Here is a 23,682-nt window from a genome sequence, read left to right as displayed (position 1 = left end):
ATGCTCGTACGGAGACTTCTGTCAGGTGCGTGCAGGCACGGTATTCGTCCGGGCGACGTCCGCGTACCAACGTCCGCTCGCCTTGGGCGTGCGGACCAGCGTGTCGAAGTCGACGCGCACGATACCGAAACGCTGGTGGTATCCCCACGCCCACTCAAAATTATCCAACAACGACCACACGAAGTACCCACGGATGTCGACGCCCTGGGTGACGGCGTCGTGCACCGCACGCAGGTGCTGGTCGAGGTAGTCCAGGCGGTCGTCGTCCTGCACGAAGCCGGTCGCGTCCGGGACGTCGTCGTATGCGGCGCCGTTCTCGGTGACGTACAGCGCGACGCCGGCCGGGCCCGTGTACTCCTGCTGCAGGCGGACGAGCAGGCGGGTCAGCCCCTCGGGCTGGACCTCCCAGCCCATCGCCGTGGTGGGCAGTCCGCGCGCGTGGCTGAACGCGCCGTCGGCCGCGGGGAACGGGGACGAGGTCGGGCGCACGACGGGTGCCTCACCGGCCGGATCACCCGGTGCGGGCCGGCCGCTGGCGGCCTGTCCGCGGTAGTAGTTCACGCCGAGGCTGTCGATCTTGGCGGAGATGATCGCCAGGTCGCCGTCCTTGATGTGGGTCTCCAGGCCGAACGGCGCGACGTCGGCGAGCACGTCCGCCGGGTACTGCCCGCGCAGGATCGGGTCCAGGAAGATGCGGTTGAACTGGCCGTCGAGCAGGCGAGCGGCCTCGACGTCACCGGGATCGGCAGGATCGACCGGGTCGGACACGTCGAGGTTCAGCGTGATCCCGAGGTTGGCCAGCGGTGCGCGCGACCGCAGCTCGTTGATCGCGAGGCCGTGGCCGAGCAGGAGGTGGTGGGCCGCCGCGAGGCCGTCGGCCGGGCTCTGGCGCCCCGGGGCGTGGGCGCCCGCGGTGTAGCTGAGGAACGACGAGCACCATGGCTCGTTGAGCGTGGTCCACACGTCGACGCGGTCGCCGAGCGCCTCGTGCAGGCCGACGGCGTACTCGGCGAACCGGTAGGCGGTGTCGCGGTTGGTCCAGCCGCCGAGGTCCTCGAGGGCCTGCGGGAGGTCCCAGTGGTACAGCGTGAGCCAGGGCTTGAGCCCGGCGCCGAGCAGCTCGTCGACGAGCCGCGAGTAGTAGTCGACGCCGGTCTGGTTGACCGGGCCGCCGTCGGGCCGTACCCGGGACCAGGAGGTCGAGAACCGGTACGAGCCGAGGTGGAGGTCACGCATGAGGGCGACGTCCTGCGGCACGCGGTGGTACTGGTCGCAGGCGACCTCGCCGTCGTGGGCGTCGAGGACCGCGCCGGGGATCCGCGCGAAGGTGTCCCAGATCGAGTCCGTCCGGCCGCCCTCGTGGGCGGCGCCCTCGACCTGGTAGGCCGCGGTGGCCGCCCCCCACAGGAACCCGGGCGGGAACGTCAGTGCCCCGGTGGGGGAGGCGGCGTCGTTCGTCATCCCTTGACTGCTCCCTGCATGATGCCGGACACCAGGTGCTTGCCGGCGACCGCGAACACGAGGATCAGCGGGATGGTCGACAGCGTGACGCCGGCCAGGATGAGCGAGTAGTCCTTGAAGTAGGACGCCTGGAGCAGCTGGACCGCGACGGGCAGGGTGGGGTTGGACGAGCCGAGCACGATGAACGGCCAGAAGAAGTTCGTCCAGGACCCGACGAAGGTGAACAGCGCGAGCATCGCCGCGGCCGGGCGGGCGGCGGGCAGGGCCACGTGCCAGAACGTGCGAATCATCGAGCAGCCGTCGATGCGGGCGGCCTCGATGAGCTCGTAGGGCAGCGCCTCCTCGAGGTACTGGGTCATCCAGAACACCCCGAACGCGGTGACCATGGCGGGCACGATGACAGCCACGAGCTTGCCGGTCCAGTTCAGCTCGGCCATCACGATGAACAGCGGGACGATGCCGAGCTGGGTCGGGACGGCCATCGTGGCGATCACGAACACCAGCAGGGCGTTGCGGCCCTTGAAGCGCAGCTTCGAGAACGAGAAGCCGGCCAGGGTGGAGAAGATCACGACCGACAGCGAGGTGAGGCTCGCCACGATGACCGAGTTGGACAGCGCCTTCCAGAACTGGATGTCCGACTCGAGCACGCGGCGCATGTTGTCGAAGAAGTGCCCCGCGGGGACCAGCGACGGGACGGGGTTCTGCGCGATCGTCTGGGCGTCGGACGTGCCGAGCAGGAACGAGTAGTACAGCGGGTAGGCGGAGATCAGCAGGACGACCCCGAGGATCGTGTACGTGACCCAACCGGGCCGGTGGTTCGCGCCGGCCCCGCCCGCGTTGCGCTTCCGCTTGCGGGCCGCGGCCCGGGCCGCGCCCTTGCCGGCGGTCTGCTCGATCATGGCGACGGAGCTCATCGTGACTTCCTTCCCGCGGTGGATCCGGCGCTGGAGATGCGGCGGGTGATGGAGAAGTTGACCAGGCCGATGACGATGATGATGAGGAACAGGATCCAGGCGACCGCGGCGGCCCGCCCGAAGCTCTTCTGGGAACCCCAGCCGAGCTCGTACAGATACATCGTCACGGTCATCCACTGGCGGTCGGCGCCGCCCTGGCCGTACTGGTCGAACATCTTCGGCTCGTCGAAGATCTGCAGCCCGCCGATGGTCGAGGTGATCACCACGAAGATGATCGTCGGGCGCAGCATCGGGATCGTGATCGAGAAGAACTGCCGGATGCGGCTCGCGCCGTCGATCACGGAAGCCTCGTACAGGTCGCGCGGCACCGCCTGCATGGCCGCGAGCAGGATCAGCGTGGTGTAGCCGGTCCACCGGAAGTTGACCATCGTGGCGATCGCGAAGTGGCTGGCGAGCACGTCGGCGTGCCACCGGATCGGGTCGATGCCCAGGTGGCCGATCAGGGTGTTGATAAGGCCGGACTGGTCGGCGAACATCTTGGAGAAGATCAGGCCCACGGCGACCGGGGCGACGACGTAGGGCAGCAGCACGCCCATGCGCCAGAACGTCTTGGCGCGGAGGTTCGCGTCCAGGAGGGCGGCGAGCACCAGTCCGAGGAATACCTGCGGGACCGCGGACAGCAGGAAGATGCTGAAGGTGTTGCGCAGCGCGGTCCAGAAGAACGCCGCGTGCAGCACGGTGGAGTAGTTCTCGAACCCGATGAAGTCGCCCTTGCCGCCGATCAGGTGCCACTCGTGCAGCGAGACCCAGGCGGTGTAGCCGAGCGGGAACAGCCCGACGATGGCGAACAGCAGGAAGAACGGCGAGATGTACAGGTACGGGGAGAGCTTGACGTCCCACTTCCCGAGCCGCTGGCGGAAGGCGATGCGCCGGGGTGCGCGGTCCGCCGCTGGTTCGAGGTCCGGGGCGACGTCCGGGGGCGAGATCACGGCCATGAGATTCCTTCAGCGCGGTCGAGGTGGGGCAGACGAGAGGTGCGGTTCCGCCGAGCCCGCTGCGAGTCCACCGGGGTGACGGCGGACTCGCAGCGGATCAGCATGCGGGACTGCTTAGCCGAGCGTGTTCACCTCAGTGATGAACTTGTCCCACGAGGAGTTGGCGTCGTCGGTCTTGTCGACGTCCACGCGGGTCAGGGCCTTCTGCATCGCGTCGTTGATCGCGAAGTAGTTCGCGCCCTTGAACGGGGCGATCGTGACGGCCTCGGCACGGTTGGCGAGGATCTCGCCGGTCTTGGCACCGTTGAAGAAGTCGTTGGTCACACCGAGCAGGTCGGGGCTCGTGAGGGCCTCGGTCTGGCTCGGGAACGTGCCCTTGGCGACGAACGCCTTGATCTGCTGCTCGGGTGCGGTGAGCCAGTTGGCCAGGGCCTGAGCCTCGACCGGGTGCTTGCCCTGGGCCGGAACGGTCAGGAACGAACCGCCCCAGTTGCCGCCGCCGCCGGGGAAGACATCGGCGATGTCCCAGCCGGTGACGCCCTCAGCGTTGCCCGAGATGACACCGAGCATCCACCCGGGGCAGAGCATCGTCGCGAAGCCGTTGTTCTGGAAGGACGCGGTCCAGTCGTCGCTCCACTGGCCGAGGTGGGCGGAGAGCCCGTCGGTGGTGGAGGCAGTGAGGACGGTGTCGTAGATGTCGCGGACCTCGGGGTTGTCGGCGGCGATGATCGTGCCGTCGGACTCCTCGTAGGCGTTCTCGACCTGGTTGATCATGCCCTGGTACGTGGCGCCCGCGGAGTCCATCCACGGCGTGCCGGTGCCGGCAGCGGTGAACTGCTTGCCCACGTTGAAGTAGTCCTCCCAGGTGGCGCTGTCGCCCCCGAGGAGAGTGGCAACCTCGGCGCGGTCGGTCGGCAGACCGGCAGCGGCGAACAGGTCGGAGCGGTAGCAGACGCCCTCCGGGCCGATGTCCGTGCCGTACGCGATGAGCGTGCCGTCTTCGGTGGTGGCCTGAGCGGTCTTCCACTCGAGCCAGCGGTCGGCGATGTCCGCGTCAGTCAGGTCGACGAACTTGTCCGGGTACTGCATGAGCTCGGGGAGCCAGTCGACCTCGATGGCTTCGACGTCCGACAGGCCGGAGCCAGCCGCGAGACGCGTGGTCATGTTGTCGCGGGCCTCGTTGGAGGTCGCGGCCTTCTTCTGCTCGACCGTGATGTTCGGGTTGAGCTCCGTGTACTCCTTGATCAGGTCCTCGTACCCGAACTCGTTGAACGTCGCGACGGTGAGGGTGATCTTCTCGTCACTGCTCGCCGCCGTGGTCTCGTCGTCGGCCGGGCTGTCTGAGGCGCATCCGGTGGCGAGGAGGGCAATGCCCGTGACCCCCGCTGCGAGTGCCCAGAGCTTGCTGTTCTTGCGCACAATGACTCCCTTGTCAGTTTGGCACGGCGTCCTCGCCGTGCTCTTGGTTGTTCGGGTGATCGGGTGATGGAAACGCTCCCACCGGCAGCGGTGGTAGCGCTCCCACGGGTGTGGTTGAAGAGTGGTCTTGTCGACCGGGAGTGTCAAGGCCCGGGGCGGGCAGATGGGCGTGGTAGCGCTCCCACGCGAGTCCCGTCGCAGGTCACAGCGTTGCGGCGCAATTCGGCGTTACGAAATCGTTACGCGGCCGTGCTCTTTTTGCCTCGCGTCGACCCCCGGGTCGACCGGGCCGACGCCGCGCAGATCAGACGGTTTCGCCCTCGGGGTGGCGGGCCAGCCAGTCGTTCCCGGACTGCTGCTCGGCCTCCAGTGCCGAGCGGACCGCCCGGGCGGCGGCGTCCTCGATCGCCGCACCGAAGAGCGGGACGCCGGCCTTGACCTCGCCGGCATAGGTGAGCACGGCACCGTGCACGCCGTCGTGCACGAGGCTCGTGGTGCCGGTGAGCCGAACGGGCGCACCGGCGATCTCCACCACGACCGTGCCGCGGCGAGCGTCCCCCTGCGGGGCCTCCCAGGCCTCGATCTGCCGTACCTCGAGGCTGGTGCCGACGAACGCCCGGATGTTGGCGGGGATCTGATCGGTGGGCATGGACCGGCGGGTCGTCACGGTGAAGGCGCCGTCGGAGTCGCCGATGATCTCGATGTGGTTCGCGGTGGCGCCGCCCGCCGCGACGCGTGACCGCCCGTACGCGGGGTCAGACAGCATCGCGGCCACGGTCGGGACCGTGGCCCGGTAACGGAGCTCTACTTGAACGAACACCTGGACTCGGCCTCCTTCGCCCGCGCCCGGTCGTGCGCCGGCCGCGATGCCCCCGCGGGGGACCTGGTGAAAGGGGGAGTTTATCGAAGGTGGTGGTCCGCCGGGTGCCGCCGGGCGCTTTCGGCGTCGGGTTCACACGGCGGGAGGCGGGAACGGGGGTGCTCGGAGCGTGCTCGGGGGGTTCTCCAGGGGTCCGGCAGGCCGCATTAGGCTGACCCCCGTGCCTACGTTGAGCGATCTGGTTGCCACGAACTCCGAGCTCGAGGCGGCCGAGGTGGAATGGCTGCACCTGCTGATCGGCGACTGGCAGGTCATCTCCGACCTCGCGTTCGCGGACCTGGTCCTCTGGCTGCCGACGAAGGAGGGCGACTTCGTCGCGATCGGGCAGTGTCGCCCGAGCACCGGCGCGACAGTGCACTACGACGACATCGTCGGTGCGCACGCCCCGGAGGGTCAGCGCGCCCAGCTGCAGCAGGCCCTGACCGAGGTACGCCCGCAGCGGTCCCGCGAGCCGCGGTGGTTCGGCTCCTATGCGGTGCGCGAGGAGGCGGTCCCGGTCGTGCGCAACGGGCGTGCGATCGCCGTCGTCGCCCGGCAGACCAACCTCGGTGGGGCGCGCACGCCCAGCCGGCTCGAGCTGAACTACGTCGAGGCCGCCGACGACCTCATGGGCATGATCGCGCGCGGGGAGTTCCCGCTGCGCAACTCCGCCACAGGGTCGCGGCGCGGCGCTCCCCGGGTCGGGGACGGGCTGATCCGGTTGAACTCCGAGGGTGAGGTCCTCTACGCCAGCCCGAACGCGCTGAGCGCCTTCCACCGGTTGGGGGTGCTCGGATCGTTGGTCGGCCGCTCGCTGATCGAGGTCACCACCAAGCACCTCGAGCAGAAGATGCCGGTCGACGAGTCGATGCCGCTCGTGGTCATGGGTCGGGCCCCGTGGCGCACGGACATCGAGACCCGCGGGGTCTGCCTGTCGCTGCGCGCGGTGCCGCTCACCGAGAACGGGCAGCGCACCGGCGCGGTGCTGCTGTGCCGCGACGTGTCGGAGCTGCGCCGCCGCGAGCGCGAGCTCATCACCAAGGACGCGACGATCCGCGAGATCCACCACCGGGTGAAGAACAACCTGCAGACCGTCGCAGCCCTGCTGCGCCTGCAGGCGCGACGGCTCGAGTCGCCCGAGGCGCGGGCCGCCCTCGAGGAGGCCATGCGCCGCGTCGCCACCATCGCGCTGGTGCACGAGACGCTGTCGCAGACCCTCGACGAGACCGTGCCGTTCGACGTGCTCGTGGGGCGCAGCCTGCGGATGGCGGCCGACGTCGCCTCCGCCGGTGGGCCGGTGCACACCGTGACGACCGGCGCCTTCGGGCTCGTCCCGGCGGCGGACGCGACAGCGCTCGCGCTCGTGCTGACCGAGCTGGTGACGAATGCCGTCGAGCACGGGTTGGGCTCGACCGAGGGTGGCACCGTCCAGATCCGCGCGCAGCGCGACGGTCAGGAGCTCCAGGTCGTCGTGGAGGACGACGGCGTGGGCATGGCTCCCGACAAGGGCGCCGGTACCGGGCTCGGCACGCAGATCGTCCTGACGCTCGTGACGAACGAGCTGCGCGGCACCATCGAGTGGCTGCCGCGCGACGGCGGTGGCACGCAGGTCGTGCTGCACGTCACGCTGCGCGACCCGGTCTGAGACCGGTTCGCCGGCGGCCCCTAGCATGACGCAGGCCCCGACGGGAAACCGTCGGGGCCGTGTGACGCGGGCGTCAGGTGCGTGCGCTGGGGTAGCGCGTGCGCCGGTGGTGCGGTGCGATCAGCTCGCGCGGCGCTGGCGTGCGGTGCGTCGCTTCAGCGCGCGGCGCTCGTCCTCGGACAAGCCGCCCCACACGCCGGCGTCCTGGCCGGACTCGAGCGCCCACTTCAGGCAGGTGTCGACGACCGGACAACGGTTGCAGACGGCCTTGGCCTGTTCGATCTGGGCCAGCGCAGGGCCGGTGTTCCCGATCGGGAAGAAGAGCTCGGGGTCTTCTTCCAGGCATGCAGCGCGGTGGCGCCAATCCATAACTTCTCCTAGGCAGGGGGGGCGAGCAGCCCATGGCTGGGCACAGCTCAAAGACACGTGGATACGACGAATGGGTGGGACGGGCTGAAGGCACGGCTCTGAACAGGTTCCCCCCTGCACTACCGGTATACAAGGGTCGACGGTCTCTTTTCTCCCCGTTCGCCCGAGGCGTTCGTCACATCATTACCTCGGCATGCTGTTCGGAGGGCGTCGTAGGCTCGATCGATGCCGTCTTCCGCCCGCCGCCCCGACCCCGTCCCGACGTCACCGGACGCCTCGGGACGCCGACCGATCGTGCTCGCGGTGGCGTGCCTCCTGGTCCTGCTGCAGGCCGCCGTGCTCGTCGGACTCGCGATCGCGTGGATCACGGACCTCGTGAGTGGCGCGAGCCAGGTGCCCGGGGCGACGGTCTTTCTCGTGCTGTTCGCCCTCGGGATCGCTGCGATCCTGCTCACCGCCGCACGGGCCCTGTACCGGGGTCGTCGGTGGGCCCGGTCGCCGGTGATCACCTGGCAGATCCTGCTGATCGCGATGTCGGTCGGCTGGCTCGGCGCCGAGCCGACCGGTTGGGCGGTCGCGGTGCTCGCCAGTGCGCTGCTCGTCGGGGTTGCGCTGCTCGTGCCCTCGGTGGTGGCGGCGACGTCGGATCGCGGTCACCGGCCCGACGACGGCGGTTCCCCGGCCACCTGAGCCGCCCGCCGGGTCATGGCGCGCGCCGGGGCACGAGATCTCCGGAACTCCGGGTCGAGTGAACCGACCGCCCGGGTCATGAGATCTCCGGATCGAGCACCTGGACGGCGACCAGGTGCCGTCCGTGCTGGACCGCTCCCCGTCCGGGTGCGTGCGGCCGTGCCGGGTCGACCACCCAGTCGAGGCCGACCCCGAGCACCTCGTTGCTGCCCGGTTCGCCCGGGGTGAGCACGACGCCGCGGCGCAGCCCCCGCAGCGCGCCCAGCGTGCCCCGGTACGCGATCGCGGCGCGGGCCGTCGTCGCCGACGCGATCACGCTCACCCCCGTGGTGTCGATCACGCCGGCGGCGGTCGAATGGGAGCCCCGGCCCGCAGCGCCGGCGCTCACGAGGGTGGCGAGCCGCTCGTCCGTCCCCGGGGACTGCTGCTCGAGCGTCTCCAGGTCGTCGATGAGTATCGCGGTCCGTGCGGGCAGGCCGTCGAGCAGCCGGGCGACCGCCACCGGGCCGAATCCGACCGTGCGGTCCGGCGCGGCGGTGTCACCGAACGTGCGCAGGGGGCCGTCGCGGGCGATCACCGCGACCGGGCGGCCTCCCTCGTGCAGCGCCGCCGCGATGACAGCCAGCACCGTGGACCGGCCCGACCCCGGTGGGCCGACGACGAGCGCGCCGGGGGACGAGTCGAGGCGAACCGGGCCGGCGTCGTCCCCGCCGAGCCCGATCACCACGCTGCCCGCCGGTGCGCCGAGCGGGTTGGCGCCGGGTGTGGGCGCAGGCGGGTGCGCAGCGGGCAGGTCCGACCTGCCGACGCGGCTGGGTAGCGCGGCCAGGCGCCAGGCGACCGGGACCCGGCTCCCCGGCGGCGCGACCGGGGGCTCCGCGAGGGCCACCTGGCACAGCACCGCCGGCGGGTCGCCCGCCGCGACGCCGGAACCGGCGGGTGCCAGGCGGACCGCGCGTCCTGGTCCTCGCCGCGCGCCGACCAGGTCGGGCGGGATCCCAGCGAGATCCTCGGCCAGACGGTCCCCGACCGCGAGCACCAGCCGGTCGGTGAAGTGGGCCGCCACCGGCCCGGGGACCGACCCGGTCGCCGTGGCGACGACGGCGACGCCGCGCTCGCGCCCGCCGCGCAGCAGCTCGATGAGCCGGTCGGCGCCGGCGCCGCGGGCGATCCCGGCCAACGCGGCCACGGTCGCCTCCAGCCCGTCGATCATGAGCAGGTGCCCGGGAACGCCGTCCTGGCCTCTCGGTGCGTGCTCGTCGCGGTGTGGCCGGGCGCCGAGCCGGGCGCCGAGCGGGGTGAGGTGCGGGGCGGCGAGCAGGGTGATGAGCCGGGCGAGCCGTCGAGGGTCGTCCGGACCCACGACGGTGCCCCAGCCGGGGTGGTCCGCCACGCCACCGACCAGCAGGTCCGGGAGCCCGACCGCGTGCACGTGCCAGCCGCGCTCCAGAGCCGCGCACGCGACCGTGTGCAGGGTGCGGCTTCGCCCCGAGCCCGGTGCGCCGACCACGAGCAGGTGCCCGGCCCTCGGTTCCCAGGTGACGACCGAGCGCCGCTGCTCGGCGGGCACATCGGCGAGCGCGAGGGGGAACCCGCCGAGCGCGAGGGGGAACCCGGTGGGTGGGACGGGAGACCCGTCGGGCCGGACGGGCGATCCGCTGGCGGGGAGGTGGACCGCGCCGGCACGGTCGAGATCCGTCGCGGTGACGCGATCCGGCAGCGGTGGCAGCCAGGGTGGCTGCGGTCGTGGCACGGCCGTGTCCAGGGCCGCCGCGCAGGCGGCGTCGACGAATGCGCGGGCGGGCGCGGCGGGACCGGCGACCGCGACGCCGGCCGCGGTCGGGTCCGCCTCGGGTGGGCCCGCGGGGCGCCAGGGCGGCGCGAGCCGAACCGCACGGGCGAGGCCGCCGGGGACGCCGTCGGCGTGCGCGACCTGGATCGACTCGGGGGGCGCCGCGCCCCGGCGCACGATCGCCCGGCCGGGCAGCGCCGCGGGGATCCCGGCGGCGTCCGGTGCGTCGATGACGTCCAGGGAGTCGGCGGCGTCGGTCACCCGCAGAGCGATCCGCAGCGCGAGGTTGGCGCGCAGGTCGGCGCCGACCGCCCCCGCCGGTCGTTGGGTCGCCAGCACGAGGTGGATGCCGAGCGACCGCCCCTGGGCGGCGACGCGCAGCAGGCCGGGGATGAAGGTCGGCAGCTCCTCGGTCAGGGCGCGGAACTCGTCGACCACGACGAGCAGACGCGATGGTGGCACCGGTGTGTCCGGATCGCCGGAGGTCCGGCGGTGGCGCGCCCGCAGGGCCGCCAGATCGCTCACCCCGGCGGCGGCCAGGATCCGCTCCCGGCTGCGCAGCTCTGCCTGCAGCCCGATCAGCGCGCGTGCGGCCAGGGCGTGGTCGAGGTCCGTGACCTGCCCGACGACGTGCGGCAGGTCCGCGCACACCCCGAAGCTGGCACCTCCCTTGTAGTCGATGAGCGCGATCGCCAGATCGGCGGGTGAGTGCGTGAGCGCGAGCGAGAGCAGCATCGACTGCAACAGCTCGGACTTGCCTGCTCCGGTCGTGCCGGCGACGAGCGCGTGCGGCCCGTCCCGGACCAGGTCGAGCACCACCGGCGACCCCCGCGGACCCATCCCGAGGCAGAACGCCAAGCCGTCGCCCGAACCCGTGCGGGTGGCCGACCAGCTGGCTGCCACGGCCGACCCGCGCGGCGCGGGGACGCCCGGCAGCTCCGCGAGGGCGACCGCCGCCGGTGGTCCGTCGTGCGACGGGGCCGGCCCCCGGTGGTGCAGCGCCGCCACCCGCCGGGCCTGCGCGTGCGCCCACGCGACCGAGACCCCGCTCAGCGGCACGGCCTTCGCGGAACCGTCCGGGAGCTCGAGGATCGCCGGACCGCTCCCGGGCCGGATCGTCAGCACGGTCCGGCACCAGGGCGGCACGCCGGCGCGGTCGGACTCGACGACCAGGACCTCGGATCCGTGCCCCCCGGACCACCGGCGTGCGAGCTCGACCCGCACGTCGCCGCGAGGCTCGTCGCCGACCAGCAGCGGCGTGGTGTCGGGCGACGCGAGCCAGCGACACCAGTCCCAGTCCTCGCCGCGGCCGGGCGGTGCGCGGACGACGACGACGGCGCCGGCACCGGGGAACGCGGCGGTCGCGAGCGGCGCTGCCTCGGGTGACGCTGCCTCGGGTGGCATTGCCTCGAGCGGCACGGCGGCGGCGAGCAGGGCGCGCGCGGCGGCCAGGGCCAGCGGTCGTGGTCCGACCACGGCCAGGCACCCGTCCGGGGCGAGGGTGCGCAGCGAGAACCCCGGTCCCACCGGCAGACCGGCCGGTCGGGTCCCGGTCAGCAGGCGCACCGCCCAGGTCGCGAGGTCGGCCGGGGACGGCACGACGTCGGGTGCGACCGGGCCACCGAACGCCCGACCCTCGCGCGGACGTCCCGAGAGCCGTCGCCGCAGCGGCTGATCCCCGCCGCCGGCTACGCGCTCGCGCAGGAGCGGCCAGGCGACCACCCCCGGGCCGAGCAGCGCGAGCACGAGCAGGATCCGGTTGCCGGTGCTCAGCGCCAGCACGAGGGACCCGATCGCCGGTCCGAGCCAGGTGGCCGGTGACAGTCCCGCCGGGCTTCGCGGGTGCCGCCCGGCGGCAGCCGGGACCGGGGACGAGCGCGGTCCGGCACCCGGCGCCCGCGCCCGTGCCGGGGGCGCCGGAGCGTGCTTCGGGGGAGCGGTGGGCTCGGACCCGCGGCGGCGGACCTCGAGCACCGTCGCGCCGAGGGTCAGCCGGTCGCCGTCCCGCAGGCGCACCGCGGCATGCCGCGACCGCGGGAGGCGTCGGGCCCGACGGCGAAGCCGGTCGGTCCCGCGGCGGCGCGCGGGCAGGCGCACGGTCCCGTTGCTCGATCCGAGGTCCCGCGCGCGCGGACCCGATCGCCCGACCGTCAGCTCGAGGTGGCGGCGGGAGATCCCGCCGTCCTCGATCGCGAGCTCACCGGCGCGGCCGACGACGAGCGGCTGGTCGAGGGCCCACAACGCCCCGCTGTCCGGTCCCTGCACCACCGCGATGTGCCAGTTCGCTCGCAGCGCGAGCCGGGCGGCGTCCGCCGGGCCGATCCCCACGCGCAGCACCGCGCCCGCGAGCAGCGGGACCTGCCCGGTGAGCTGGTCCGCCTCGAGGACGGTCCCGTCGGCGGTCAGCACGGTGGCGTCGTCGGCGAGCTCGACGCGGCCGGTCACCGCGGCGAGATGCGGGCGCAGGTCGCCGAGCCGAGCGTCGTCGGGCACATCGAGATCGACGTCGGGCGAGCCGGCGGCGCCGGCCAGGGTGAGACGCATCCCGGCAGCGTTCCCGGCCCCGGGCCGACGACGACCGGCGGGCCCGGGCGCCGGGGGAGCAACCCCGGTTCCACAGGCCCGCCGGTCGGTTCGCGGTCAGTCCACCGCGAGGGCCGCCACCGGCGAGGTGCGCGCCGCCGCGCGCCCGGGGATCACCGAGGCGAGCAGACCGGCGACCAGCGCCACGAGCACGACCAGCCCGAGCTGGCCCCACGGCACGTCGAGCCGCACCTCGCCCATGGAACCCACCAGGGTGGCCACGCCCGCCCAGCCGTACAGCGTGCCGAGCACGGCGCCGATGACCGCTCCCACCCCGGCGATGAGCATCCCCTCGATCGCGAGCATCGCCCGCAGCTGGCGGCGGGAGAGCCCGATCGCGCGGAGCGTGGCCGATTCACGTCGCCGTTCGAGCACGGACAGCGACAGCGTGTTCGCGACCCCGATGAGCGCGATCACCACCGCGACGCCGAGCAGTCCGACCACCACCGCGAGCAGGGTGTCGATGATCCGCTGGAACATCGCGCGCTCGACGGCCGCGCCGGCGATCTGCACCGCGGTTTCGGACAGTGCGTCCTCGATCGCGGGCACGACCGTGGACGCATCGTTCGAGTCGGCCAGCCGGGCCCAGACCTGGTTGGTCGGCAGGTCGGCGCCCGTGCGGGCGAGAGCGCCCGGGGTGAACGCCACGCCGCCGGGCAGGTCGGTCAGCACCGCGGTGAGCTCGACCGGCTCGCCGGTGGCGGCGGTGACACCGTCGGGTCCGACGAGCTCGGGGGTGAGCGTGACCCGGTCGCCGGCCGAGATCCCGAGACGTTCCGCGATGCCGGAGGACAGGACGGCGGTCGAGTCGTCGAGGCCGGCCATCATCGACGGCGCGCGCAGGACCGCACCGGCCGCGGCCGGGTCGATCGCGAACGCGTCCGTCCACTCGGTGGCACCGCCGAACTCGAGCTGCACGAACAGGTCGCGCAGGGCGACCGTCTCGATGACCCCGGGCACGTCCGCGACGGTCGCCACGAGGGCCGGGGTGACCGGGTCCGACGTCGTGCCGTCGGCCGCCACCGCGGGGGCGTCGCGGCTGATCGCGACGTCCACCGGGAACTGGTCGTCGAGCGCGCCGTCGAGCGTGGTCCGCGTGCTCGCGGCCCCGGTGCTCATCATGGCGACGAGCGTGACCCCGATCAGCAGGGCTGCGCTGGTCGCCGCGGTCCGGCGCGGGTTGCGCACCGTGTTTGCGGCGGCGAGCTTCGCGGCCATGCTGCGGGTGGCGAGCAGGCGCCCGGCGGCACCGACGACTCGCGGCACCCAGAACACGGCGCCGACGAGCACGCCCACGAACGACAGGATGCCGCCGAGCACCCCGATCCCGAGCGCGAGGAACGCGTCGCTCGATTGCCCGACGACGACCGCCAGCCCGAGCAGCGCGGCCCCCACGACGGTCAGGAGCACGGCCAGCACCAGCCGCGGCAGGCTGCGGCGGTGCGCGAGCGTCGGTGCGTCGGCCGGACGCAGCGCGGCGAGCGGCGCGACCTTGGTGGCGGCCCGGGCCGGGGCGAGTGCCGCCATCACGGTCACCAGCGTGCCGACCACGAGCGGGGCGAGCACCACGGCCGACGTGATCGACACGGTGGGCGGCAGCGGCACGCCGGAGTTCATCCGGCCGAGCACGCTGAGGGTGACCTGCGCGAGCCCGACCCCGAGCGCGAGCCCGAGCGCGGAGGAGGCGAGACCGAGGAGGCCGGCCTCCTGGAGCACCGAGCGGCGCAGCTGACGCTTGTCCGCACCGACGCAGCGCAGCAGCGCGAGAGCGCGGGTGCGCTGGGCGATGAGCACCTGGAACGTGTTCGAGATGACCAGGGCCGCGACCAGCAGCGCGATCGCCGCGAAGCCGAGCACGATCGTGGTGAGGATGTCGGACCCGTTGGTCAGCTCGGACACCTTCGCGGCGGCCTCGTCGTCCTTGGTGCGGATCGTGGTGCCCTCGGGGGCGGTGGCCTCGAGGGCCGCCGTCACCTGCCCGACGTCGGCGCCGTCGGTCAGCGCGATGACGGCGCGAGTGAAGGTCGCCGTCGCGACGTCGCCCGAGCTGCCCACCACGCTGCCAGTGGCGTCCTGCGCGGCCCACCGATCGGCGTCGTCGGCCACGACGAGGACCGCGCCGCCGGACTCGGCGAACGCCCCCGCCGGGTCGGAGAGCAGACCGACGACGGTGAGCTCCTCCGGGACGTTCGTCCAGGTCCCCGCCGGCTCCTCCGGGTCCGTCCCGGTCGCGGGATCCTGGGCGGCGTCGGGGGTCCAGACCTGGCGGCTGGCGGTGAGCGGGTCACCGACCCCGACGCCGAGCCGCTCGGCCATCGGCCCGGGTACGGCGACCTCGCCGACGGCGGTCGGGAAGGCGCCGGAGACGAGCTCCTGGGCCTCGAGCCGGGGATCGGAGGCGACCGCGGCGACCTCGGGAACCGCGCGCTGGGGCCCCGAGACGAGCTCGACCCGCAGCGACCGGCGACCGTCGAGGGCCTCGACGCCGGGGGTGTCCCGCAGGGTCGCGAGGTCGGCGGCGGTGAGTCCGCCCTCGGAGGTGGCCACGAGGTCGGCATCGGCGTACGACGCTGACACGGCGTCGTAGCTGGTGCGGGTGATGACTCCGCCGGCGATGAGGGTCGCCGCGACGAACGCGGTCCCGATGACGATGGCCAGCCCGGCCGCCGTCAGCCGACCGAGGCTCCGGCGCATCTGGGCGAGCGTGAGACGCCACATCAGCGGGCCGCCGCGGTGTCGAGGACGCTGCCGTCGAGCGAGCGCAGGGCGTCGAGCCCGGCCAGCACCGACTCGGGCGTCGGCTCGGAGATGTCGCCGGCGATCGCGCCGTCCGCGAGCAGCACCACGCGGTCGGCGTACGCGGCGGCCGCCGGGTCGTGCGTGACCATGATGACCGTGCGGCCGAGCTCGCGCACCGAACGCCGCAGGAAGCTCAGCACCTCCGCGCCGGAGCGGGAGTCGAGGTTGCCGGTCGGCTCGTCGGCGAACACCACGTCGGGCTTGGCGATCAGCGCACGGGCGATGGCGACGCGCTGCTGCTGACCGCCGGAGAGCTCGGCCGGGCGGTGCGTGAGCCGGTCGGCGAGCCCGAGCGTCGCCACCAACGTGTCGAACCACTCCCGTGACGCGGCCTTCGCGGCGGCCCGGGCCCGGGCCTCCCGCGGCAGGCCCGCCAGCTCGAGCGGCAGCAGGATGTTCTGCTCGGCGGTGAACATCGGCAGCAGGTTGAACTGTTGGAACACAAAGCCGACGCGGTCCCGCCGCAGCCGGGTCAGGGCGCCGTCGTCCAGGCCGGTGATCTCGGTCGCTCCGAGGAAGGCCTGGCCCGACGACGCGGTGTCGAGCCCGGCGAGCAGGTGCATGAGCGTGGACTTGCCCGAACCCGACGGGCCCATGATCGCGGTGAACGCGCCCGCGGCGAAGTCGATGTCGACGGCGTCGAGCGCGCGCACCGTGGCCTCCCCGGTGCCGTAGACCTTGCTGAGCGCCCGAGCCCGCGCGGCCGGCGGCGTCGCGGCAGATCGGGGGTCGGCCGGCAGCGAGAGCTTCGGCCGCGCGACGGCCTGTCGGGGGGCGGCGGCGGGGGACTCGGCGGGCTGGACGGTGCGGTCCACGACATACTCCTGGGCTTCGGCAACGGGGAACGTCCTCGACGCTACGGAGCCGACCCCCGCCGCCACATCGCCCCGCGGGCCCTCCCGACGTCATCCCCCGGGACCACCCCGAGCGCCAGGCCCTCCCCCCAGCCCCCCGCCCGAAGTGGTGAGTTTCCCGAGGAATCGGCGCGAAGAGTGCGCGGAATCCTCTGGAAACTCGCGCCGGGCGGGGGCGGGAGGCTAGACGCTCGGGTGGACCAGCCCGGTCTCGTAGGCGAAGACGACGGCCTGGACCCGGTCGCGTACCGCGAGCTTGGCCAGGATCCGGCCGACGTGCGTCTTGACCGTGGCCTCGGCGACGAACAGGTCCTGCCCGATCTCGGTGTTCGACCGGCCGCGCGCGATCAGCACGAGCACCTCGCGCTCGCGGTCGGTGAGGTGGGCGAGCGCGACCTCGGCGGCCGACGGCGGCGCATCCGGCGCGGGCGGGACCGGCAGGGTCGCGCTGAGGTGTTCGAGCAGCCGGCGCGTGCTCGACGGCGCGATGACCGCGTCGCCGGCGTGGACGGTGCGGATCGCGGTGAGCATCTCCTCGGGCAGCGCGTCCTTGAGCAGGAACCCGCTCGCCCCGGCCCGGATCGCCGCCAGCACGTACTCGTCGAGGTCGAACGTCGTCAGCACGATGACCCGCGGCACGGTCTTGCCTGCGGCCGCGGCGGCGGTCAGCTGGGCGGTGGCCGCGAGCCCGTCTAGCCGCGGCATGCGCACGTCCATGAGCACGATGTCGACCGGCTCGCCGAGGGCCGTCGCGCTCCGGGTCAGCAGCCGGACGGCCTCCTCGCCGTCGCCCGCCTCAACGACGACGCGCAGGTCCGGCTGGGAGTCGATCACCATCCGGAACCCGGCCCGCACGAGCTGCTGGTCGTCGACGAGTGCGACGCGGATCGGCGCGGCCGACGAGCGCGAGGCGCCGACGGCGGAGGGGAGCGAGGTCACGAGATCGTCCTTCGGTTCGGGGCGGGCAGGTCGGGTCTGTCGGCGACGTCGTGGGTCGGGGCGCGGAGGGGGTGGTGCGTCACGAGGCGACCGCCACGACGTCGCCGGCCGGTGCGCCCGGCATGGGCAGGTCGACGTGCACCTGGAACCCGCCACCGGCACGCGGCCCGGCCGCGACCGACCCGCCGAACATCGCGGCGCGTTCCCGCATCCCGACGAGCCCCTGCCCGCGCCCGTCGGAGGTCGCGGCCGCCCCGCGCCCGTCGTCGGACACCTCGAGCACGAGGGACGCAGGCAGCCACTTGACGAGCACGGTGACGCCCGGGTCGGGGCCGGCGTGCTTGAGGACGTTGGTGAGCGACTCCTGGCAGATCCGGTAGGCGACCATGCCGGCGCCGGGCGGCAGCGTGCGCGCGGCGCCCATCCGGGCGAACGACACGCGCATCCCGCTGGCGCGCATCTGCTCGACGAGCTGTTCGAGGTCCGCCGCGTCCGGCTGGGGGAGGAGCTCCGACGAGGTCGAGCCGTCGCCCACGCGCAGCACGCCCAGCAGGCGGCGCACGTCGGCGAGCGCGGCCCGCCCGGTCTCGGCGATCGTGTCGAGCGACCGCGCGGCCGCGGCCGGGTCGGCGTCGGCGGCATAGCGGCCGCCGTCGGCCTGGGCGATGATCACCGACAGCGAGTGGGCGATGATGTCGTGCATCTCGCGCGCGATCCGTGACCGCTCGGCCGCCGTCGCGATCTGGGCCTGCTGGCCGCGCTCGACCTCGAGCCGCTCGGCCCGGTCACGCAGCGCGTTGAGCGTCTCGTACCGCGCCCGCCGCACGAGCCCGAAAGACCACACGGCGAGCGCGGTGACCGACGCGAACAGCCACAGCCCGAGGATCGAGCCCATCTCGCCGCCCACCAGCAGCGTGACGGCGAGCAGGACCGAACCGACCAGCGCGCCGGCGATCGCGGTGCGGTGGGCCCACCGCGGGCCGTAGACGGTGACGGAGTAGAGCGCGACGAGCACGGCGATGTCGGCCGGGAAGATCAGGGGGTGTCCGGCCAGGAGATGGACCAGGCCGACGGCGAAGACCGCGACCGCGGAGCCGACCGGACGGGTCCGGCGCAGGGCCAGCGGGGCGATGACCGCCAGGGCCCAGGGGACGACGGCGCCCCGGGACGAGCCGTCGAGGTTCGTCGCGGTGGGCAGGCAGAACAGCATCAACAACCCGGCGGCGACCACGTCGAGACCGAGGACGTGCGCGTCGAACCAGCGGTTCGACCGCTCCCACCAACCCATGGCGGTCAGCCTAGGCACCCGACGGGGTGGTCCACGTCGCCCCGCGGGGGGATCGGGGGTCGGTCCGGCCTCCCCCCGGGGGTGCAGCTGCCCGGTCTGTGGTGGTGTGGGGGCGCTCACCGCGCCCGGCGAAATCTCCAGATGCCGATTGTTCGGCGGGATGGGGCCTCGTGACCTAGCATGGCGAAATGACCCAGGTACTGCTGGCTGAAGACGACCCTGCGATTGCCGAACCTTTGGCGCGCGCCCTGAGCCGTGAAGGCTATGACGTAGTTGTGCAAGGAACCGGTCAAGGAGCGATCGACCACGCCTCAAGCGCGGACCTGGTCGTGCTCGACCTCGGCCTGCCTGACATGGACGGCCTTGACGTCGCTCGGGCCATCCGGAACCAGGGTCTGACGACCCCGGTGCTCGTGCTCACGGCCCGCGCCGACGAGGTCGACCTCGTCGTCGGGCTCGACGCCGGCGCCGACGACTACGTCACCAAGCCCTTCCGGCTCGCCGAGCTGCTCGCGCGGGTCCGGGCGCTGCTGCGCCGCTCGCACGGCGACCCCGTCGACGAGGACGACCTGCAGGCGCAGAACGTCCGCATCGACGTCGCCGCGCACCGCGCGTTCCAGGGCGAGCGCGAGCTGCACCTCACCGCCAAGGAGTTCGACCTGCTGCGCGTCCTGGTGGCCGCCTCCGGCACGGTCGTGTCGCGCGAGACGCTCATGCGCGAGGTCTGGGGCACCGACCCGTCGGGCTCCACCAAGACCCTCGACATGCACGTGTCCTGGCTGCGGCGCAAGCTCGGCGACGACGCGAACGCCCCCCGCTACGTGAGCACGGTCCGGGGGATGGGCTTCCGGTTCGAGACCGGCGAGCACGCGGTGGCCTAGCTCTATGCGCCGCCGCGTTCTGCAGGCGACGATCGCGGCGGTCACGGTCGCCGTCGTCCTGCTCGGTTTTCCGCTGGCGTTCCTGGGTGCGCAGTACGCGCGCGACAACGAGCTGCGCGAGCTCGAGACCCGCGCGTCGAACCTCGCCTCGACGATCGACTTCCGCGCCTCGCGTGACATCCCCATGACCGAGGGGATGCTCGACACGTATACGGGCGGGATGAACTCGTTACCCGCGTCGGTGTTGGTCATCCGCTCGAACGGGTCACGGCTCGCGGCCGGCGACCCGATCGAGGGCAGGTCGCTGTCGGCCCAGGCGACCGCCGCCACGGGCGCCGTCGTGATCCTCACGATCTCCTGGTGGGACGTGTTCTGGCTGAGCTCGCAGATCGTCGGGCTGGTGGTCGTCGCGGCGGTGATCGCGTTCGGCGCCGGGATCGCGATGGCGATGTGGCAGGCGAACCGGCTGGCGGCGCCGCTGGTCTACCTGGCGGCGTCGGCCGAACAGCTCGGTTCGGGCCAGGTGCGCCCGCGCCTGGAACCGTCGGGGGTCGAGGAGATCGACCTGGTCGCCGCGGAGCTCGCGCGCAGCTCGGACCGGATGGCCGGCCGGCTCGCCGCCGAGCGGCAGTTCGCCTCGGACGCCTCCCACCAGCTGCGCACCCCGCTGACGGCGCTGTCCATGCGGCTGGAGGAGATCGCGTACGCGAGCGAGAAGCCCGAGGTCCGCGAGGAGGCCCGGATCGCGCTGGAGCAGGTCGAGCGCCTGGTGACGGTCGTCGACGATCTGCTGGGCCGCTCGCGGCGCACGGCCGGCGGCACGACCGAGGCGGTGCACCTCCTCGAGGTCACCCGCCAGCAGGAGGAGGAGTGGGCGCCGACGTTCGCCGCCGCCGGGCGTGAGCTCGTCTTCGAGGTGCCCGACGACGTCCAGGTGCTGGCCACCCCGGGCGCCCTCGCTCAGGCGCTCGCGACCCTCATCGAGAACTCGCTCAAGCACGGCGATGGGCGCACGACCGTCCGCTCGCGTCCCAGTGGCGCGAGCGGCGCCATGGTGGTCGAGGTCGCGGACGAGGGCGACGGGGTGCCCGACGAGCTCGCGCCGCACATCTTCGAGCGCGGCACGACGTCGGGCAACGGCACCGGGCTCGGGCTGTCGCTCGCGCGCGACCTGGTCGCGGCCGACGGCGGCCGGATCGAGCTCGCGCAGCGTCGGCCGGCCGTGTTCGCGGTGTTCCTGGCCGGGGTGCCGAAGGCGCTCGACCCTGACGTGGTGCTGCCGCGCGGGTCGCGGGTGTCGACGGACAAGGTGCGCCGGCGGCGTCGTCGTCAGGGCTGAGGGCGGCGCGGGCTGAGGGCGGCGCGGGGTAGTGCGGCGGTGACTCAGACGGCGGCGCGGGGTAGTGCGGCGGTGACTCAGACGGCGGCTGGTGTGGCCACAGCCGGCATGGCCGCCGCAGCGGCAGCGACGCGCAGGAGCTCGTCGGGCGTGCCGACGAAGACCACCCGCCGGTAGAAGGTGTACCGGAAGATCGTGCCCAGGATGAGCCCGATGACGTTCGCCGAGATGTTGTCCGCGACCGGCGAGGTCAGGTTCAGCACGTAGTGCGAGAACGCCAGGCAGCTGACGGCGACCGCCAGCCCGCCGGCATTGACCAGGGTGAACGTCACGAGCTCGCGGCGGCGGTCATCGGTGCGCCGGTCGGCGAACGTCCAGTACCGGCTGCCGAGCCAGGCCACGACCGTCGACAGCCCGACGCTGACCACCTTGGCGGTCAGGGGGCTGTCGCCGAGCAGCTCGCCCGGGCCGTAGCGCAGCAGGTTGAACGAGCTGAGGTCGATGACCCCCGCCGTGAAACCGACCGACCAGAAGCGAGCGATCTCGCCGAGGCGGATCCGGGCGCCGAAGACACGGAGCGTGCGGTCGAGCAGCCGCGGCGTTGGGCCTGTGGCCGGGGTGCTCATCGGGTCAGGATACTGCGGCGCTCCGAGGCAGAAGAACGCGGCCACGCGGCGCCGATTGCTCCCTTGGGGCAAATGAGGGTGTCCCCTGTCGGTTTCGACCTCGCCTGTATCCACCTCAACGAGGAACCTCCTTCAACTGGCGGGTCTACGATTCGGGCGCCCTTGCCTGTTCGGCGCGACAATTAGCGCTCAGCTCGCACGCTGGACCGCGTAGAAGTCCACGGGCCCCCTCTCCATCTCCTCAGTGCCGAGGAACGAGGCGGTGGCCCTGTCCATCACGGCAGCGCAGTCCGGTGTAGCTAGGCCGGGCTGACGCACGATGTCGGCGGGCGTGCACAAGATCACCTCAGGACCGGGGCCGTCGTGGAGTTGGACGGCGATGTCGAGGTGGGGCGGAGGGAAGAGGTAGAGGCTGCCGTAGTACCCGGTCCGGTCCGCTGCGATGAGCACCTGGTCCGACTTCAGCGAATCTCGCATATCGACCGCCGCTTCAACCAGGCTGTGCTGCTCGAGGGCAAGGCGCCCCCAGTGCGCATATCCGAACACCCCGCCAGCCAGCCCGGCCGCGGCAAGAGTCGCGGCCACGACGAGGGCGAGCCGGGGGCGCTGGGTGATGCTGACTGCTAGAGCCGCAAGGACCAGCCAACCGCCCAGTCCAACGGCGAGTTGGACGTGTTCGGCGCTGGCGAGGTGGAAGGAGCTCGGGTAGAAGATCAGCGCTGCGCCCGGGGTTCCAGCGATCATGACCAGCAACAGCCACGCGCGACCTGGCGTGAGTACCTGGCTGAAGCCGAGTGAAAGGACCACCAGGCCGACTCCGACCAGCAGCAGGAGGAGGCTCGGGGAGTGAAGCAAGACCGTCTTGTAAGCGGTTGTGACAGCCGCCGACGGCGCGATGTCGTACGCATCGATGATCGCCGCTTCGTACGTTGCTGCGATTCGGGGGGCGAACACGAGGGCCCAAGCACCGCTCGTCGCGACGGCGGCCAGCGCTACGGCGGCAACACCCGCTGCGCGGCGCACCGGCCACCGCAGGACAACGATGAGCGCTGCAGTTCCGAGTAGGACCCCGAATGCTGGCGCCTGGTAGTGGAGGAGGGCGGCGAGGAGTGAAAAGTACGCCACGACCAGCCATCGCCGTCCGCCACCGGCACCGAACCGCACGGTCGCGCCGAGCCAGAGGGCGCACAGTGCGATCGCGACTTGGGCAGGGAGAAAGCGCAGGGTGAAACCGCCGATCCACCACGGGTGCAGTGCGAGAGCAAGAGCAACGAACCACCGGACCTGCGACGACGCCCCTGTCGGTCGTAGTCCCCACACGACCAGGAGGAGTTGCGCAAGGGCAGCAAGTGCTAGAGCTCCGTAGAGCCCCGCATAGCCTCCTTGTGAGATCTCCAGGGAGACGTAGGCCGGGAGCAGATGGAGCGGACGGCCGAGCGTGCCCTGGATCGATGCGGGTGCCGTGTAGGCCGAGAAACCCTGGCCCTGCCAGGCCAACAAGATGCCGAGCTCCTCGACGAGCCCACCCTGCCAGGGGCGAAAATGGGCGAGTAGTACGCCAAGTGTGCACAGAACGGCACGAACCGTGGCTTGGCGGCCACCCTCAAGCGGCAGGCCGAACGCAGACGGCGGTGCGGGGGTCTTCTGGACAAGCGTGCTATCCGAAATGTCTGCGCCGACCATCGCATACCCTTCCGCCCCCATGTCCCCAAGCGCCGGGAGGGACCTGGGGCGGCACGAAGACCAGTGCTCCATGTCGGCCGGGAGTATACGTGGCCGCGCCGGAACCGAGGGCAAGGCCCTCGGTTCCAGCGCGTTGTTCGTCCGGCACGCGATGCCGACCGGCGACCGTCCGTCCTGCCAGACACGGCCAAGGCCATGCACTGCGACGGCTCTCTTCCTACGTGGGATTCGAGGAGGCGTTTGATGCGCGGGCGAGCACCGCTGCTGCGAGCCGGCCAGCGTCACCCCGGCGAGGCGGTCGGGCGGTGTTCCGCGTTCAGGCCTCTCGATGAGTGGTCCAAAGCGGGACAGCCGCTGGTCTCCGCCTCCAAAGAGTGCTCGGCAGTGCAGGGTGTCAATGGCCAAGTGGAAGTCCCCGCTGGTGGCCAAGTAAAAGTCCCCACCCCTTGCGGATTTTCTAGGCGCTGACGGGGTGGCCTCCTCGGGGTTGGCGGGACTCGCGCATGCGGTAGGAGTCGCCGCTGGTGACCACGACGGTGGCGTGGT

17 protein-coding genes are annotated in these 23,682 nt (G+C 72.6%); 4 read left to right on the top strand and 13 right to left on the bottom strand.

The window, feature by feature from the left end; genetic code table 11:
* Positions 1-21: 21 nt before the first annotated feature.
* The 5 genes from EUA98_RS16725 to EUA98_RS16705 form a co-directional block, all read right to left on the bottom strand.
* Entirely contained in the window at positions 22-1,461 is a 1,440-nt protein-coding gene (locus EUA98_RS16725; RefSeq protein ID WP_130103832.1) for a GH1 family beta-glucosidase, read from the bottom strand.
* Positions 1,458-2,375, bottom strand: a complete 918-nt coding sequence (locus EUA98_RS16720) for a carbohydrate ABC transporter permease (RefSeq protein ID WP_130103831.1) — start codon at positions 2,373-2,375, stop codon at positions 1,458-1,460. The genes EUA98_RS16725 and EUA98_RS16720 overlap by 4 nt, the downstream gene beginning before the upstream one ends.
* Positions 2,372-3,370, bottom strand: coding sequence for a carbohydrate ABC transporter permease (locus tag EUA98_RS16715; RefSeq protein ID WP_130103830.1), 999 nt, complete (start codon positions 3,368-3,370; stop codon positions 2,372-2,374). Before EUA98_RS16715 ends, EUA98_RS16720 begins: the two co-directional genes overlap by 4 nt.
* A gap of 114 nt (positions 3,371-3,484) precedes the next feature.
* Positions 3,485-4,789, bottom strand: coding sequence for an ABC transporter substrate-binding protein (locus EUA98_RS16710; protein WP_130103829.1), 1,305 nt, complete (start codon positions 4,787-4,789; stop codon positions 3,485-3,487).
* 304 nt (positions 4,790-5,093) lie between these two features.
* Positions 5,094-5,609 carry a DUF2505 domain-containing protein gene (locus tag EUA98_RS16705; RefSeq protein ID WP_130103828.1) on the bottom strand — a complete coding sequence of 172 codons (516 nt, stop codon included), beginning with the start codon at positions 5,607-5,609 and terminating at the stop codon, positions 5,094-5,096.
* A gap of 220 nt (positions 5,610-5,829) precedes the next feature.
* On the opposite strand from EUA98_RS16705, the gene EUA98_RS16700 reads away from it, so the two are divergent.
* On the top strand, positions 5,830-7,293 hold the full coding sequence (locus tag EUA98_RS16700; protein WP_434063504.1) for a sensor histidine kinase: 1,464 nt from the start codon (positions 5,830-5,832) through the stop codon (positions 7,291-7,293).
* A 120-nt stretch (positions 7,294-7,413) separates the two neighbouring features.
* Here EUA98_RS16700 and EUA98_RS16695 read toward each other — a convergent pair whose 3' ends face one another.
* Positions 7,414-7,662: a WhiB family transcriptional regulator gene (locus tag EUA98_RS16695; protein WP_130103827.1), complete on the bottom strand. Its 249-nt coding sequence runs from the start codon at positions 7,660-7,662 to the stop codon at positions 7,414-7,416.
* 225 nt (positions 7,663-7,887) lie between these two features.
* Between EUA98_RS16695 and EUA98_RS16690 the strand changes: the two genes are divergently transcribed.
* Positions 7,888-8,352 (top strand): hypothetical protein, encoded by a 465-nt coding sequence (locus EUA98_RS16690; protein WP_242511629.1) that lies wholly within the window; start codon positions 7,888-7,890, stop codon positions 8,350-8,352.
* 76 nt (positions 8,353-8,428) lie between these two features.
* Here EUA98_RS16690 and EUA98_RS16685 read toward each other — a convergent pair whose 3' ends face one another.
* From EUA98_RS16685 to EUA98_RS16665, 5 genes are all read right to left on the bottom strand, one after another.
* Complete coding sequence (locus EUA98_RS16685) at positions 8,429-12,688, bottom strand: FtsK/SpoIIIE domain-containing protein (RefSeq protein WP_130103826.1); 4,260 nt, start codon at positions 12,686-12,688, stop codon at positions 8,429-8,431.
* Positions 12,689-12,784: 96 nt separating this feature from the next.
* A complete protein-coding gene (locus EUA98_RS16680; RefSeq protein ID WP_242511627.1) occupies positions 12,785-15,421 on the bottom strand; it encodes an ABC transporter permease in 2,637 nt (878 codons plus the stop codon).
* Between the two features lie 23 nt (positions 15,422-15,444).
* Positions 15,445-16,266, bottom strand: a complete 822-nt coding sequence (locus EUA98_RS16675) for an ABC transporter ATP-binding protein (RefSeq protein ID WP_130103837.1) — start codon at positions 16,264-16,266, stop codon at positions 15,445-15,447.
* 297 nt (positions 16,267-16,563) lie between these two features.
* A complete protein-coding gene (locus EUA98_RS16670) occupies positions 16,564-17,319 on the bottom strand; it encodes a response regulator (RefSeq protein WP_242511625.1) in 756 nt (251 codons plus the stop codon).
* 79 nt (positions 17,320-17,398) lie between these two features.
* On the bottom strand, positions 17,399-18,607 hold the full coding sequence (locus EUA98_RS16665; protein ID WP_130103824.1) for a sensor histidine kinase: 1,209 nt from the start codon (positions 18,605-18,607) through the stop codon (positions 17,399-17,401).
* Positions 18,608-18,795: 188 nt separating this feature from the next.
* Between EUA98_RS16665 and EUA98_RS16660 the strand changes: the two genes are divergently transcribed.
* Together EUA98_RS16660 and EUA98_RS16655 are read left to right on the top strand one after the other, a co-directional pair.
* Entirely contained in the window at positions 18,796-19,488 is a 693-nt protein-coding gene (locus EUA98_RS16660) for a response regulator transcription factor (RefSeq protein ID WP_130103823.1), read from the top strand.
* A 4-nt stretch (positions 19,489-19,492) separates the two neighbouring features.
* Complete coding sequence (locus tag EUA98_RS16655) at positions 19,493-20,827, top strand: ATP-binding protein (protein WP_130103822.1); 1,335 nt, start codon at positions 19,493-19,495, stop codon at positions 20,825-20,827.
* 77 nt (positions 20,828-20,904) lie between these two features.
* On the opposite strand, the gene EUA98_RS16650 is transcribed toward EUA98_RS16655, so the two are convergent.
* Both EUA98_RS16650 and EUA98_RS16645 read right to left on the bottom strand, forming a co-directional pair.
* Complete coding sequence (locus tag EUA98_RS16650) at positions 20,905-21,453, bottom strand: GtrA family protein (protein ID WP_130103821.1); 549 nt, start codon at positions 21,451-21,453, stop codon at positions 20,905-20,907.
* A gap of 189 nt (positions 21,454-21,642) precedes the next feature.
* Positions 21,643-23,136 (bottom strand): hypothetical protein, encoded by a 1,494-nt coding sequence (locus EUA98_RS16645; protein ID WP_130103820.1) that lies wholly within the window; start codon positions 23,134-23,136, stop codon positions 21,643-21,645.
* Between the last annotated feature and the right edge of the window lie 546 nt (positions 23,137-23,682).

It is taken from the genome of Pengzhenrongella frigida, assembly GCF_004168625.1.
In the GTDB taxonomy this organism is placed as follows: Bacteria; Actinomycetota; Actinomycetes; order Actinomycetales; family Cellulomonadaceae; genus Pengzhenrongella; species Pengzhenrongella frigida.
This window is presented reverse-complemented; position numbering and strand designations above follow the sequence as displayed.

Excerpts from the sequence above, each read along its gene's own strand:
- EUA98_RS16725 (WP_130103832.1), bottom strand. The coding sequence starts at position 1,461 with ATGACGAACGACGCCGCCTCCCCCACCGGGGCACTGACGTTCCCGCCC.
- EUA98_RS16720 (WP_130103831.1), bottom strand. The coding sequence starts at position 2,375 with ATGAGCTCCGTCGCCATGATCGAGCAGACCGCCGGCAAGGGCGCGGCC.
- EUA98_RS16715 (WP_130103830.1), bottom strand. The coding sequence starts at position 3,370 with ATGGCCGTGATCTCGCCCCCGGACGTCGCCCCGGACCTCGAACCAGCG.
- EUA98_RS16695 (WP_130103827.1), bottom strand. The coding sequence starts at position 7,662 with ATGGATTGGCGCCACCGCGCTGCATGCCTGGAAGAAGACCCCGAGCTC.
- EUA98_RS16690 (WP_242511629.1), top strand. The coding sequence starts at position 7,888 with ATGCCGTCTTCCGCCCGCCGCCCCGACCCCGTCCCGACGTCACCGGAC.
- EUA98_RS16685 (WP_130103826.1), bottom strand. The coding sequence starts at position 12,688 with ATGCGTCTCACCCTGGCCGGCGCCGCCGGCTCGCCCGACGTCGATCTC.
- EUA98_RS16680 (WP_242511627.1), bottom strand. The coding sequence starts at position 15,421 with ATGCGCCGGAGCCTCGGTCGGCTGACGGCGGCCGGGCTGGCCATCGTC.
- EUA98_RS16665 (WP_130103824.1), bottom strand. The coding sequence starts at position 18,607 with ATGGGTTGGTGGGAGCGGTCGAACCGCTGGTTCGACGCGCACGTCCTC.
- EUA98_RS16660 (WP_130103823.1), top strand. The coding sequence starts at position 18,796 with ATGACCCAGGTACTGCTGGCTGAAGACGACCCTGCGATTGCCGAACCT.
- EUA98_RS16655 (WP_130103822.1), top strand. The coding sequence starts at position 19,493 with ATGCGCCGCCGCGTTCTGCAGGCGACGATCGCGGCGGTCACGGTCGCC.
- EUA98_RS16650 (WP_130103821.1), bottom strand. The coding sequence starts at position 21,453 with ATGAGCACCCCGGCCACAGGCCCAACGCCGCGGCTGCTCGACCGCACG.
- EUA98_RS16645 (WP_130103820.1), bottom strand. The coding sequence starts at position 23,136 with ATGGTCGGCGCAGACATTTCGGATAGCACGCTTGTCCAGAAGACCCCC.